Origin of the sequence: Nitratireductor aquibiodomus, assembly GCF_900105565.1 — a bacterium.
Taxonomy (GTDB): Bacteria; Pseudomonadota; Alphaproteobacteria; order Rhizobiales; family Rhizobiaceae; genus Nitratireductor; species Nitratireductor aquibiodomus.
This window is the reverse complement of the sequence record NZ_FNSL01000001.1, coordinates 3,927,041-3,939,953: the sequence shown is the minus strand read 5'-3', so window position 1 is coordinate 3,939,953 and position 12,913 is coordinate 3,927,041. Positions and strand designations below refer to the sequence as shown.

General features: G+C 62.4%; 11 protein-coding genes, 1 tRNA gene and 1 riboswitch. Of the genes, 4 read left to right on the top strand and 8 right to left on the bottom strand.

The features are described from left to right. Positions 1-83: 83 nt before the first annotated feature. The 3 genes from BLW55_RS18550 to BLW55_RS18540 all read right to left on the bottom strand — a co-directional run bounded on the left by BLW55_RS18550 (position 84) and on the right by BLW55_RS18540 (position 2,816). Positions 84-1,019 carry a tyrosine-type recombinase/integrase gene (locus BLW55_RS18550; RefSeq protein WP_081784668.1) on the bottom strand — a complete coding sequence of 312 codons (936 nt, stop codon included), beginning with the start codon at positions 1,017-1,019 and terminating at the stop codon, positions 84-86. A gap of 402 nt (positions 1,020-1,421) precedes the next feature. Next, positions 1,422-2,564: a porin gene (locus BLW55_RS18545; RefSeq protein ID WP_025030096.1), complete on the bottom strand. Its 1,143-nt coding sequence runs from the start codon at positions 2,562-2,564 to the stop codon at positions 1,422-1,424. 161 nt (positions 2,565-2,725) lie between these two features. Then, positions 2,726-2,816 (bottom strand) — tRNA-Ser (locus BLW55_RS18540). A 495-nt stretch (positions 2,817-3,311) separates the two neighbouring features. Between BLW55_RS18540 and BLW55_RS18535 the strand changes: the two genes are divergently transcribed. Continuing rightward, positions 3,312-4,424, top strand: a complete 1,113-nt coding sequence (locus BLW55_RS18535; RefSeq protein ID WP_007008474.1) for a porin — start codon at positions 3,312-3,314, stop codon at positions 4,422-4,424. Positions 4,425-4,585: 161 nt separating this feature from the next. Then, positions 4,586-5,698, top strand: a complete 1,113-nt coding sequence (locus BLW55_RS18530) for a pyridoxal phosphate-dependent aminotransferase (protein WP_090329765.1) — start codon at positions 4,586-4,588, stop codon at positions 5,696-5,698. A gap of 63 nt (positions 5,699-5,761) precedes the next feature. On the opposite strand, the gene BLW55_RS18525 is transcribed toward BLW55_RS18530, so the two are convergent. From BLW55_RS18525 to BLW55_RS18505, 5 genes are all read right to left on the bottom strand, one after another. After that, positions 5,762-6,196: a 6,7-dimethyl-8-ribityllumazine synthase gene (locus BLW55_RS18525; RefSeq protein ID WP_090329764.1), complete on the bottom strand. Its 435-nt coding sequence runs from the start codon at positions 6,194-6,196 to the stop codon at positions 5,762-5,764. Positions 6,197-6,279: 83 nt separating this feature from the next. Then, positions 6,280-6,432, bottom strand: a riboswitch (FMN riboswitch). 60 nt (positions 6,433-6,492) lie between these two features. After that, positions 6,493-7,596, bottom strand: coding sequence for a DUF1513 domain-containing protein (locus tag BLW55_RS18520; RefSeq protein ID WP_090329763.1), 1,104 nt, complete (start codon positions 7,594-7,596; stop codon positions 6,493-6,495). Beyond that, a complete protein-coding gene (locus tag BLW55_RS18515) occupies positions 7,577-8,647 on the bottom strand; it encodes an imelysin family protein (RefSeq protein WP_090329762.1) in 1,071 nt (356 codons plus the stop codon). The genes BLW55_RS18520 and BLW55_RS18515 overlap by 20 nt, the downstream gene beginning before the upstream one ends. A 135-nt stretch (positions 8,648-8,782) precedes the next feature. Then, positions 8,783-9,817, bottom strand: coding sequence for a P1 family peptidase (locus BLW55_RS18510; RefSeq protein ID WP_007008469.1), 1,035 nt, complete (start codon positions 9,815-9,817; stop codon positions 8,783-8,785). Then, entirely contained in the window at positions 9,814-10,635 is an 822-nt protein-coding gene (locus BLW55_RS18505) for a M55 family metallopeptidase (RefSeq protein ID WP_040665141.1), read from the bottom strand. Before BLW55_RS18505 ends, BLW55_RS18510 begins: the two co-directional genes overlap by 4 nt. Positions 10,636-10,929: 294 nt before the next feature. Between BLW55_RS18505 and BLW55_RS18500 the strand changes: the two genes are divergently transcribed. Both BLW55_RS18500 and BLW55_RS18495 read left to right on the top strand, forming a co-directional pair. After that, positions 10,930-12,123 (top strand): MFS transporter, encoded by a 1,194-nt coding sequence (locus BLW55_RS18500; protein ID WP_090329761.1) that lies wholly within the window; start codon positions 10,930-10,932, stop codon positions 12,121-12,123. A gap of 47 nt (positions 12,124-12,170) precedes the next feature. Further along, entirely contained in the window at positions 12,171-12,737 is a 567-nt protein-coding gene (locus tag BLW55_RS18495) for a cysteine hydrolase family protein (protein ID WP_090329760.1), read from the top strand. The last annotated feature ends 176 nt before the right edge of the window (positions 12,738-12,913 follow it).

The following is a 12,913-nucleotide window of genomic DNA, read 5'->3' as shown; positions in this document are numbered from 1 at the left end:
GGACGAGCCAAGGTGCCCGCCCGCCGTTTCGGCGGGCAGGACCAGATTTTCTCCCACAACAGCGGCAAGGCATGGCCGCAAGGCTATGCCTGCTTAGCGGTGGCCGTTTTGGAGCAACGTTCGAGAACGCCGACGCAGGGGTCCAGATCACCTGTTGCCAGATGCGCGTAGCGCATGGTCATGGTCAGTGTCTGATGACCGAGCCACATCTGCACGCGGCGCAGATCGATGCCGCCCTGAACAAGACGGGATGCGCAGGTGTGGCGAAGAACATGCGGCACCACCTGGGTGTCCTGTGACAGCCCAATCTCCGCCTTCGCCTCGTTCCAGATCGTGCGGTACTGCGCCTGCCGAAGCATTGCAAACGGGCCCTTTTCCCCATTTCTGGGAAGGTTCGAGACCTCCTGAGCACGTTTTGTCAATGGTACCGATCGGGCACGTGCCGACTTGGTGATCCAGAAGCTCGCACGCCCGTCCCGCACGTCGTTCCAGGTAAGGCCAATGGCCTCGCCGAGACGACAGCCCGTATCGACCAGAAACACCGAAAGGCGCCAGGCATCCTCGCTGCGCCGGCGGATTGCCGCGAACAGCATTTCCTCCTCGCTGCAGGAAAGGAACCTTATGCGCCCGGAGCGCTCTTTCTGGCGCCGGAATTCCGGCAGGCTGTGAATGTCACCCATCTTATGCGCTTTCCGCAGAAGCTTGCTCAGCGCGGCCATCTTTCGATTGATGGTCGCATTGCTGTTTCCGCGGGCGCGCAGTTTGCCGATCAGTTCATCGAGCAGACTTTGCTCGAACGCACTGAATCGTTTCCCCATCAAGAGCTCATCAAGCTCACCGATGAAGAAGGTGACATTGTATTTATGCGTGCCAGGTTCCCAAAGTATGTCCCCATACTTCGTGAAGAGTTCTTTTAAACTGTACTCAGAAACGAGACGCAAATGCTCGCTACCGAACGTGACGGAATAGCGCGACCTCGAGAGGCCCCACTCGCTACCAGGACTATTGACCGCCCCCATGTCAGGTCACGTCCCGGGCGTTTATGTCAAATGCGTGTTCGGTAAAATTCTGAGTTGTGAACCACCCCTTCGAGATAAAAATTCTCGATTTCCCCAAGCTAGTCATATCCCCGGCTAAGGGGACTAGCACTCGTGACTTAGGCCAGTCCAGAAAAAAAAGCATTTTTTTCACTTACTTATGGCCCCGCCCTGATGAGCCCCTGACGGCGGGTTATGGTTTCTCCTTCCTGGAGTTTTCAAAAAATGTGACGAACTCGCCCTTGAGAGAGCCTGACTGAAGACTTCGCTAAACCCTGTCACCCGAAGCATTTGCGCCTATGACGCCCGCTACCAGCGATGTCTTCAAAGCCAAAACCCGGCGGATCTCTCCGCCGGGTTCCGTATTTTTTCTAACCGCGCATCTTAGAAGTTGCGCTGGAAGCGAACGAAGCCGCTCCAGTTGTCGACATTGCCAGCCGGCGTGTCGAGCTTTCCGTAGTTGACAGCGAGCTTCGCGTCGAAATTCTCGACGATCTCGTAGTCGACCGTGACGCCTGCGCTCAGGAAGTTCACGTCGCCACCCACAACCGAGGAAACAAAGTCGTTGCCGACATTGTCGTAGTACTGAGCACCGATAGAAGCTTTCAGCTTCGGCGTGAACTTGTAGCCAATGAGGCCACCCACGGACCACTCCGAACCGAAACGGATCGTGGACGGGATGCCCGTTCCAGTCACGTTGAACGGATCGGTCGAGTAGAAGTTGATGCCGCTCTCATACGTGGCGATTGCTTCGGCGAACAGACGATCAGTCAGGTTAGCCTTCACGATTGCCTTAAGCGCGAACTCTTCAGCGGTCGCGTCGTAAGCTGCCCAGAGGTCAGCAGAACCCCAACCCTGAGCGATGCCGACCTTACCGACGAAGTTCGGCGTGTAGTCGTAGTTGCTATCGGCTTCTTCAAGAGCGAGCGTTGCGGTAACGCCATTGCCTGCAACAAAGGTGTAGCTGATGAAGTGAACGCGATCGCCACCGCCGCTGTCGAACTCGCCGGAGAGGCCAGCATCGTAAAGCGTGTCAGAGAGACCCATGGAGAGGCCACCAAGCGAGATGATCGCCTGCTGAAGGCCAACACTCGAACCCACGCCAAGCGACAGTGCGTCACCATCGTTGACGCCAGCTGCCGGAAGCGGACCAGCGGTGGTCGCCCACGGCGTTGCCGAACCGGCCGGGGTGTAGCCAGCGTTGTTGCTGGTTGCGCGGAACTTGATGAACGCGCCAAGCGTGCCGTACTCGGTCTCGGAGCGGGCGTCGATGTTCAGCTCGCCGCGAGCGTACTTGTTCCAGCCGTCGTCGTTCTCATCCCAGTTGATCTGGTAGCGAACCATGCCGCCGATCTTCAGGCAGGTCTCGGTGCCGGGGATGTAGAAGAAGCCTGCGCCGTAGACGTCGCAAACGCGCACATATTCCATCGGCTCCGGCTCGGGGACGACGATCGGGTCGGCCGCCTTGGCGCCGGTTGCAGCAGCTGCGAGAGCTGCGGAGCCAATCAGAAGGCTCTTGAGTTTCATGTTCTGACCTCCAGTCAGAATCATGAGAAATCAGAGCCGGCCGCGGCTTCGATGCGCACAAGCGCAGACCAACTCATTGAAATAAAAGGGAAATAATCGCCACTAGAAAAGAGCGAGCTCTTTGCCGCCATTCAGGGAAATGAGAAGCCGGGGGAAATGAATGGCGGAGAGGATGGGATTCGAACCCACGAGACCCTTTTGAGGTCTACTCCCTTAGCAGGGGAGCGCCTTCGACCACTCGGCCACCTCTCCGGCGAAAGGCTGGATAAAGAAAACCGGCCGCACAATCAATACGGCATTCGCGATTCCGTGCTTTATTATAAGGAAATTCTGCATCCTGCCCGGCGCACGATGGGCGGCTGCATGAATCACCGGAAATCGCGGCGAGGAATCGCCGGGCCCGATACCAGTGATTCCGTATCAATTTGACTCGATTCGTCCCTGGACTACGGTAAATCCATCCCCCGGAACGCGTTTGTTATGCCGCTATCCGGCCTCCAAGTGTTAAGAAAGACTTACCCGGCGGCTCAGATCGTGTCATTTGTGCAACAGCCATTCCGGATAGACGACCGTCAGGGGGGCTTGCCGCGTAATCGCGGTTGAACCCGGCGCCCCCATGAGTAATGTCAGGCTCGGAAAGGGGGCGCGAAAGCGCGAACTTTTCTTTTCTTGGGGATGGGGCAGGGAACGCTGTCCTTCAGCAAAATACCCAGACCCGCATTTAGAACTTTGACTGGAGGTCAGAACATGAAACTCAAGAGCCTTCTGATTGGCTCCGCAGCTCTCGCAGCTGCTGCAACCGGCGCCAAGGCGGCCGACCCGATCGTCGTCCCCGAGCCGGAGCCGATGGAATATGTGCGCGTTTGCGACGTCTACGGCGCAGGCTTCTTCTACATCCCCGGCACCGAGACCTGCCTGAAGATCAGCGGCATGGTCCGTTACCAGATCGGTTACTCCGATGGTGACTTCGGCGACTCCGAAGGCTGGGACAAGTATGCTCGCGGCGAGCTGAACATCGACGCCCGCTCCGAGACCGAGTACGGCACGCTTGGCGCATGGATCAAGTTCCGCGGCACAAGCGGCAACACCGGCGCTCTTCCGACGGTCGGCCTGAACGACGGCGACGCTTACTCGCACGGCGTTACCAGCTCGGGTGTGAACCTGCAGCAGGCAGTGATCTCGCTCGGCGGCCTCTCCATGGGTATGTCCGACTCGATCTGGGATACGGGTCTCCACGGCGAGCAGGACCGCGGCTTCTTCCCGTACTCGCGCGTTCACTTCATCGGCTACAACTTCGCAGCAGGCAATGGCGTCACCTTCGCCGTCATGCTCGAAGAAGCTGATGACAACTACGACTGGACGCCGAATGTTGTCGGTAAGGTCGGCATCGCACAGGGCTGGGGCTCCGCAGACCTCTATGCCGCTTACGATGCAACGGCTGAAGAATTCGCGATCAAGGGTATCGTCAAGGCGAACCTCACCGACCGCTTCTTCATCCAGGCTCTGGCGCAGTACGAAAGCGGCGTGAGCTTCTACTCGGCCAACCCGTTCGACGGCATTGCTACCGTGACCTACGGTGGCGTGGCAGTCATGCCGGGTGCAGAATGGTCGCTCGCTGGCGTTATCGGCTTCAAGGCCACGCCGAAGCTGACCGCTTCTATCGGCGCCGCGTACTACAGCGAAGTCGGTCATAACGTTGTCTTCACCGACACCGACGCCTGGAATGTTGGCACGACCATCGATTACGAGATCGTCGAGAACTTCAACGCGAAGCTCGCAGTCAACTACACCCAGTTCGACACGCCGGCTGGCGATGCCGACCAGTTCCACGGCTTCCTGCGCTTCCAGCGCGACTTCTAATCAGAAGAGCCGTATAGCTTGAAGCGGGGCCCGGCATTTGCCGGGCCCCGTTTTTTTGTGTTGCGTGTCGCGGCCGAAGACCGCAAAGCGATTTCACACTTGCCGGGCTTGATGTAGGGTCGCCGCGTTCAATCAGAGAAAGCACAGACCAGACACGGCCCATGACACGACGCCCACCGCTTACCCCACTTGCACAATCCCTCCCTTCCACCGTGCCCTTCGTGGGGCCGGAAACGCAGGAGCGCGCCGCGGGGCGCCCATTTCGCGCCCGTCTCGGCGCCAATGAGAACGGCTTTGGCCCCTCGCCCCGCGTGATCGAGGCCATCGGGAGCGCGGCGCATCACGTCTGGAAGTATGGAGACCCAGAGAGCTCCGACCTGCGCGCGGCGCTGGCCAGCGAGCATGGTGTAAAACCAGAGAACATCGTCGTCGGAGAGGGCATTGACGGTCTTCTGGGCCTGGTCGCGCGCCTTTACATCGAGCCCGGCACGCCGGTCGTGACCTCGCTCGGTGGCTATCCCACCTTCAACTATCATGTCGCCGGCTTCGGCGGTCGGCTGGTGACGGTGCCCTATGCGGGCGACTACGAGAATCTCGAAGGTCTGTGCGAGGCGGCCATCGCCGAAAACGCGCCCCTCGTCTATCTCTCCAACCCAGACAATCCGATGGGCACCTGGTGGGAAGCGGGCGAGGTGCAGCGCTTTATCGAATCGCTGCCTGAAACAAGCATGCTCATCCTCGACGAAGCCTATGGCGAAACCGCGCCGGCGAGCGCCCTGCCCCACTTCGAGCCGGACCGGCCCAATGTCCTGCGCATGCGCACCTTCTCCAAGGCCTATGCGCTGGCCGGCATGCGCTGCGGCTATGTGATCGGCGAGCCCGAGACCATTCGCGCCTTCGACAAGATCCGCAACCATTTCGGCATGCCGGGTGTCACGCAGGCAGCAAGCCTCGCCGCGCTGCAGGACAAGGCGTATCTTCATAAAACACTCGAGCGGGTCAGCGCCTGCCGGGATCGCCTCGCGGCAATCGCCGCCGCGAACGCGCTGACCTCCATCCCCTCGGCGACCAATTTCGTGGCCATCGACTGCGGCGGCAGGGCCACAGCCGAGGCGGTGATGCAGGGGCTGCTTGAGCGCGACGTGTTCGTGCGCAAACCGGCAACGCCGGGGCTCGACCGCTGCATACGCGTCAGCGTCGGCCCGGACGATGAAATCGATGTGTTCGAGGCGGCTTTCGCCGAAGCGCTGGCTGCGGCGCACAACCGGCGCTGAGGATTAGGGGCAGGCAGGCATCGGCACTTCGCGACGCTTCCTCGCCCCTCACCTCAGCCTCTGTCAGGCAGCCAGTGCAGCGCGTGTCCTGCCGATCATCAGGGCGGCTTTTGCTGCTTCGCGCCCCTTCTCGACGAAATGCGCGCGATAGATTGCCGTGTGGTGCTCGGTCGGCTGGAAATGATGCGGCGTCAGCGAGACGGAAAGAACCGGAACGCCCGTATCAAGGCCCGCGCGCATCAGCCCGTCGACAACGGCCTGCGCGACGAAGTCATGGCGGTAGATCCCACCATCCACGACGAAGGCTGCGGCAGCGACGGCGGCATAACGGCCAGAGGCTGCAAGATCGCGCGCGACGAGTGGCATCTCGAAGGCGCCTGGCACGTCAAACACGTCAACCTGATCGGCCGGGATAAGCTCGCAAAAGCCTTCAAGCGCGCGGTCGACAATGCCGGCGTGCCAGTTGGCCTTGATGAATGCATAGCGGGTGTGTGTCATCGTGATCTCCTTTCGCAACGGACACGTCACCCAAGGCGATCACGGGCGATGGACCGCCGCCGAAGAACCGGCACACGGACATCGCGCGTTCTCTTCCATCCGGACTATCACCGTCGGCCCAGGAATTTCACCTGATCTGCTGACCCTTTCCGCAGTCTCGCGAAAAGGCGCTCGCGGGCTTGCGGCCAGTGCCGCTTACCGCCGGTGGGGAGTTTCACCCCGCCCTGAGAACGAGGCGAAGATAAGCACGGGACCGCCCCGGGGCAAGTCGCAAAATGCGGGTTGACGGTGTGTCTTCAAATGCGGCGGAGATGGTTGTCCCAGGCGGGAGCGGCCGGATCGACGGCGCGAACATTTTCGAGCGGCGCATCCGGGCCTGTGCGGACGATAGCGCCCCGCCCGCTGGTGCCCAGGAGACGATGACTGGAGAGTGGCGCGAGCCCGCAGCCATCCTTCAACGAGCGTTCGCCAAGGCACCGGCCCGTCCCGGCATCCCAGAACACAGCGAGCCCGCCGCGCGGTGACGAGGTGGCGACGATCTCGCCGGAAGCATCGGTTGCAACGGAGCCCACGTAGTTGTCGAGGGCCTTCAGGGTCGTCTCCGGGCCGGCGAAGAGCTCGATTGCCCTGCCCCGGCGATGACGGCCAACCAGTGGCGGTCGTGCATCGTCCTCGCCCTGATACTGGGCGCCGAACCAGACGGCGCCGAACCGGTCGAGCGTCATGTGGCGGATAGAGAGTTTGTGCAGTTCGGGGGTAAGCTCCGCCTGCTCGATCATCTCACCGGATTCAAGGTCGACATAGGAGAGGCTCGGCTTCATCGTCGCCAGATTGAGCTTGACCCGCTCATAGTCGGGATGGGTGAGGATGCCGCCATTGGCAATGCAAAGCGTCCTGCCGTCCGCCAGGAGGATCACCTCATGCGGGCCGATGCCACCGGTCTCGAACTCGCCGATGCGACGAAAGCCTGCGGTCGCGTCGTAGAGACCGGTGATGCCGCGTTCGCCTTCGTAATCATTCTCCGTGGCCAGCAGCAGCCTGCCGTCCGGGGTAAAGACGCCGTGCCCGTAAAAATGGCGGTCGGGGGGCGGAGCGAAGGCCAGCGGCTCGCCCTTGCCGTCGACCGAGAAGGCAATGGCAAAGCGGCCCGGCGAACGGGCAAAGGCGACGGCACGCCGGCGCGGTGCATCGATGGCAAAGGAATGCCCACGCGCCTCCAGCGGCAGGACGAGCCGCTCACGCCCGCTCGCGTCGATCACCGCAGCCTCAAAGCCGCCCGCGTTGAGCCGGGCCCCCAGAAACAGCGCCTCCTCATCCGCCCTGGCGTGCTTTGGGCCGAAAGCTGCGGCAGCGCTCGCAAGGGCCAGAAATGTCCGCCGATCAATCTCCATCGAGCGCATTGAACCCCATCACCAGTCCGAGTGCGCCGGAAAGCTCGCCATTGAGTGTGTGCTTCGCCCCTTCCATGGCGATAGTCGCGTAGGAGATGCGGCCGCGGTCCGGTTCTTCGGAGAAGGCCTCTTCCGGTGCCGTTTCGACCGCAAGCACGGCCTCCCGGGCGTGCGAGAGATCGAAGTCCATGCCACGACCGTAGGTATTGACGAGGTCGGACGGGCCATCGACAAAGCCTGCCGCGGCGATGAGCTTCTGCACGCCTTCGATCTGGGCTGCGACGAAAGCGAAGGTGTGGCCGCTGCGCCAGAACGGCGCACGTTTGCCACGGGCTTTCTCGACGGTTTTGCCGAGTGCCGGCAGAAGTTCGGCATTGCGGGCGAATTCCAGCGCCGTGCCGGCGGCCTTGACGATCTCGCCGGCCACTTCCGCGCTCGAACGGTATGGGTCGCGGTCGGCGGCGGGCGCGGTGAAGGCCGCGCGGAAGCTGGTGCCCTCGGCCCATGCCTCCTCCAGCTCCGCGGCAAGACCGGCGATGTTGGCGGAAATTGCCTCAGCGTATGCGCAGCGCCGTGCGTCAGTCGGCAGCGCATCTCCGCCCGCTCCGAAGAGCACATAATCGAGTGCCGGCAGGCCCTGCAGTGCAACGCTCTGGCTGGTGAGATCGTCCGGCAGGGGCTCTTCGGACGCGAGCAGTCCCTGCACCTGGCGCAGGGTGACGCCGCGCGGATCCGGCCAGAAGAAAATGCGTTCGAACCGATTTTCCGCGACCAGTGGCCCGAAGCGTAGGACCGAGACATGCGCAAAGGCTGAAAGCGTGTTGGCAAAGCCCGCATGAACGGCATTCAGATCATCTTCAGGCGTGCCGCTGCAGGCCTTTTCGAGTGCCTCGGACAATGCGCCGCTCGTCTCGCGAAAGCGAGTCAGCGCCGGGGTTACATAGCCCTCAACAACCCTGCTTCCAATGTCGGGGGCGATCATGTCCGGCGTGTCCTGCGCAAAAGCCGGGATGGCCGAAAGGCACAAGATCAGGGCAGATCGGGAAAGACGGGCATGCATCAAAGGTCTCCATAGCCGGGGTCTTTGTGCTGGCTGTCGCACCGAGGGGAGAGGAGATGTGCGAGGGCTGGCCGGAAGCCGGAGCTGGCTCCCTTGCTTCCGGCTTAACGCCGTCAGGGCGCAGGGACAAGGGCGTCAGCCCCCGTTTGGCAAAAGTTGATCGCGCAGGACGGGAAGCCTGAGCCCGTCATAGCCAGTGAGAGGCTCCGCGTTCCAGAGTCCGTTCAGCACCGCCTCTTCCGCCGCCTCCACGGCGGCAAGGAGCAACGGATCGAGCTGCGCCTCGGCCAGCCGCTCGACAGTCTCGATCTCGCTGTCGATGGAAAGCCTGTTGGCAGTGGAAAAGGCCAGAGCCACATCGCCGCTCTGGTCGCCCCAATAGCTTCCAAGCCGACCCAGCGCCGCACCCGCCCGCCGCGCGATGCGGGCAAGCTGACGTGAATCGAGTGGCGCATCGGTGCCATAGACGATGATGACGGAGCCCCTGTCCTGCGGATCGGCCCGACCCGGCTCCGGAGTCTCAATGCGGTCTCCCAGAAGCCTGAGATCGCCCGGCCGCCCGAAATTGGAAAGGACGAGGGCGCCCAGGGTGTGCGTGCGACCGGAAGGCAGTGCGACACGCCGCGACGCGCTGCCTATGGCGCCGGCAAAGCCGAACGTGCGCATGCCGGTGCCGGCTCCCACCGTGCCCTGCGCGAATTTCATTTCAGCAGCGGCCATCGCGTCATTCGCCATGGCTTCTGTGACGGCCAGCGCCTGTATGTCGCTGACACGCCCGTCATTGCACTCCAGAACCAGCGGGTTGACCGTCGGGCGGCTGCGGCCGATTTCAGGGTTTTGCGCAATCGCCCGGCGGATCAGCGCCGCGGTGCAGGCGGCAACGCCGAATGTGTTGGTCAAAAGGATCGGCGTTTCAATGCGGCCCAGTTCGGCAAGCTGCATCAGGCCGGCGCTCTTGCCGAAGCCATTGAGCACCGCGAGACCCGCCGGCACCGGGTTGCGGAACAGGTCGCCATCGTGCGGAAAGATCGCGGTAACGCCGGTGCGCGCGGTCTTCTCCCGATGGGTCCGGTGCCCGACGGTCACACCCGGCACATCGGCGATGGTGTTGGCGGGGCCCGCCGGCAGGTCCCACCATGTGCCTGCCCTGTCGAAGATGCGATCCGTCATGCCAATGCCGCCGCCATCAGTGAGAAGCCTGAGAGGATGCCGATTGCCTCGGCATGGCTCCCGGCGCCAAAGCGTATATCCAGCGCGCCGGTGCGCTCCGTAAACGGCATGAGCGCTGCAGCGTCCGCAAAGAGCTGCTTGCTGAAACTCACATCAATGGTGAGCGGCGACCTGCAGGGCGCTTCCACAACGGCATCTGCCGCCCGTTCAACGGCCCCGCACACCTCCTGCTCGATCTTCTCACGCGCCTCGCCCGGCGAAAGGCTTTCGGCGGCCGTCGCGTTGATGCAGCGTTTGACAGTGATTGAGCGGGCGGCGGGAAACTGCTCAGCGATCTCGGCTTCAAGCCGGTCATCGCCGCTGACGGCAAGCAGCGGCACGCCGATTTCAGCGGCATGACCGGCAAAAAGCGTCGGCTCGCCCGCCCGCACACCGTTCACCTCTATGCGGCGGAAAGCAAGACCGCTGATCGTGTGCGCGAGAACACCGAAATTGTCGGCTGCCGCATGGTAGCCGATCAGCACGGCGCCGGCATGGCCGGCATGAATGCCCTCGATCATCGACAGGGGCCGCGCCCGACCCGACACGACGCGGGCGCGCGGATCGAGCTGATCGACGATCATGTTGCGCATCGGCCCATGCGAATCGGCAACGGTCACCGCATCAGCGCCGCCTGCAAACGCCCCGCGAATGGCGGCGTTGGCCTCTTCGGTCATGAGACGCCGCGCCACCTCATATTCGGGATTGCCGCGCTGGCCCTGAAGAGCCTCATTGACGCCGGCCACGCCTTCGATGTCGACCGAAATGAAGATGTGCATGTGAAGGTCCCCAAAGTGAATCGCTGGCATTCGACTTGAAAAGCCCGGTAATTTCCAGCCCCACGACCGCACGGAAACGAGGCTAGGGGCTTGCGGGTCGACCTGTAGCGTGCAAAACAGGAATTGCGTTCGGCAACCTGCCGCAGGCGGTTCATCCGCAGAACGTCAAAGCACCCTCATTTCCTTCCCCCCGCCCCCCAGCGCAGTACCACTGCGTCTGTTCACCGGTGCTTCCCTCCCCCCTTCTTTCCGGCGCTTCGACTGCAATCCTTCATTTCACTCATGGAGAAACTCATGTCTTCACGGCTTTTTCTGCCGGTGCTTGCACTGGTCGTTTTCTTCGTCGGTGCGACGGAATTCATGATCGCGCCAATGCTGACACCAATTGGAACGGCCTTCGGTGCATCGCCTGCCGCTGCCTCCTGGCTGATATCCGGCTATGCGCTTTCCTATGCGCTTGGCGCGCCGCTCATCGGGCTCATCGCGCACCGGATCGACCGGCGAATGCTCCTGGCTGTCGCGCTGGCGCTTCTTGCCGCAGACGGGCTCGCCGTGGCGTTTGCCCCGACGCTCGGCATCGCCATTGCCCTTCGTGTGCTCGGCGGCGTGGCGGCGGCGGCGCTGATCCCCGCCGTCTTTGCCCTGATTGCCGACAGGCTCCCGGAAGCGCGGCATGCTGAGGCCATGGGGCTCGTGATGCTCGGCATGACGGCCGGCATTGCCCTCGGTCCCGCACTCGCCGGAATTCTGACGCAGGTTTTCGGATGGCGTGCGCCGTTTCTGGCAAGTGCCGCCGGCTGCCTCCTGCTGATATTTCCGGTCGGCCAGGTTCTCCGGTTCGATGGAGAAACACATGCGATGGCGGTCCGGCCGCGTTTCAGGGGCCTGAAACGTGATGTTCTCACGCTCCTTGCGGCAAAGGCTCTCTGGAACGGGGCAGCGGTCGCGGCCTTCGGTCTCAGCGGTGAAATGCTGCGCCAGCGCTTTGCGACAGACACACTTCAGACCGGCCTCTCGGTCGGCTTCTTCGGTGTTGGGCTGGCGATCGGCAATTTTTCAGTCGGCGTTGCCAAACGGATGCTTCGCGGCGATCAGGCGCTACTTTTTGCCGCCGTTCTGCTGCTAATCCTCACCTTCGCCGTGTTCCTGTTCGCACCGCTCCCGCTTGCAGGAGCACTCCTTTGTCTTGGTGGATGGGGCGTGGCGCTGGGTTTTGCCGCACCTGCCAGCACGGCCCTGATCGCACAGAGGGCCGGCGATACACGGGGACTTGTTCTCGCACTTTCCGAAAGCGCCAACAATCTGGCGCTTCTTGCCGTTCTGTCCCTCGCAGCTTTCACCCTTCAGACCATGGGCCCGATCGCCGCAGGCACGGTGCTTGCGGGCGGGCTTGCGACGGGCGCAGCGCTGCTTTTCCTGGACGTTTTGGTCCAGAAGCGCGCGGGAAAACACGGCAATGACTCTTGTGAGCGGGGCTATAGTCGCTAAGGGTCAGGACCCAACTAACAAACAGCGCTCAGGGAAACGAACAGGCAATGACTTTCCAGACTGATTTGAATGATGCCGTTCTTCTGCTGGTCGATTTCCAGCAGGCCTTCGATGGCCCTCCCTGGCCGCAACGCTGGAACAATGATGTCGACCGGAATGCCCTCGCCCTGCTCGCGGCGTGGCGGAAGGCACGGCGGCCCGTCATTCACGTGCGCCATGATTCCGTCGAAACCGGCTCCACCCTTCGCCCGGGTGAACCTGGCCATGCGATGCGGCCGGGCTTCGAGCCGCTGGCCGGCGAGCAACTCGTGACCAAGAGCGTCAACTCCGCATTCATCGGAACCGATCTCGACCTCAGGCTGCGCCGGCTTGGTGCGAAAACGGTGGTCACATGTGGCATTTCCACCGACATGTGCGTCTCGACCACAATCCGCACGGGCGCGAATATGGGATGGGCAATGATGCTGGTGGAGGATGCCTGCGACTGTTTCGCGCTTCCGGATGGCAAGGGAGGCACGCTTAGCGCCGAAGACGTGCACCGCGCTCACGTGGCGACACTCGGCTTCGAGTTCTGCAAGGTCACGTCGACTGACACGCTTCTGGAAGCGCTTTGAACCGAAGCGGGAAAATTCTGGAACCCCGGCCCGGCAGTCGCGTTCTAACTGCAACGGAGCCGCCCGTGTCAACCGGGCATGACGGTATGGAGAACAGGGCCGATTTTCCCGGTTTCCCGCCCTGGCATCAACGCATTGGCATACGTGCTTCTGTCCCGTCCGCGCGGCTCCGTTTT

What these genes read in the sequence shown, in the direction of transcription:
- BLW55_RS18550 (WP_081784668.1), bottom strand. Translation starts at nt 1,019, where the DNA reads ATGGGGGCGGTCAATAGTCCTGGTAGCGAGTGGGGCCTCTCGAGGTCG.
- BLW55_RS18545 (WP_025030096.1), bottom strand. Translation starts at nt 2,564, where the DNA reads ATGAAACTCAAGAGCCTTCTGATTGGCTCCGCAGCTCTCGCAGCTGCT.
- BLW55_RS18535 (WP_007008474.1), top strand. Translation starts at nt 3,312, where the DNA reads ATGAAACTCAAGAGCCTTCTGATTGGCTCCGCAGCTCTCGCAGCTGCT.
- BLW55_RS18530 (WP_090329765.1), top strand. Translation starts at nt 4,586, where the DNA reads ATGACACGACGCCCACCGCTTACCCCACTTGCACAATCCCTCCCTTCC.
- BLW55_RS18525 (WP_090329764.1), bottom strand. Translation starts at nt 6,196, where the DNA reads ATGACACACACCCGCTATGCATTCATCAAGGCCAACTGGCACGCCGGC.
- BLW55_RS18520 (WP_090329763.1), bottom strand. Translation starts at nt 7,596, where the DNA reads ATGCGCTCGATGGAGATTGATCGGCGGACATTTCTGGCCCTTGCGAGC.
- BLW55_RS18515 (WP_090329762.1), bottom strand. Translation starts at nt 8,647, where the DNA reads ATGCATGCCCGTCTTTCCCGATCTGCCCTGATCTTGTGCCTTTCGGCC.
- BLW55_RS18510 (WP_007008469.1), bottom strand. Translation starts at nt 9,817, where the DNA reads ATGACGGATCGCATCTTCGACAGGGCAGGCACATGGTGGGACCTGCCG.
- BLW55_RS18505 (WP_040665141.1), bottom strand. Translation starts at nt 10,635, where the DNA reads ATGCACATCTTCATTTCGGTCGACATCGAAGGCGTGGCCGGCGTCAAT.
- BLW55_RS18500 (WP_090329761.1), top strand. Translation starts at nt 10,930, where the DNA reads ATGTCTTCACGGCTTTTTCTGCCGGTGCTTGCACTGGTCGTTTTCTTC.
- BLW55_RS18495 (WP_090329760.1), top strand. Translation starts at nt 12,171, where the DNA reads ATGACTTTCCAGACTGATTTGAATGATGCCGTTCTTCTGCTGGTCGAT.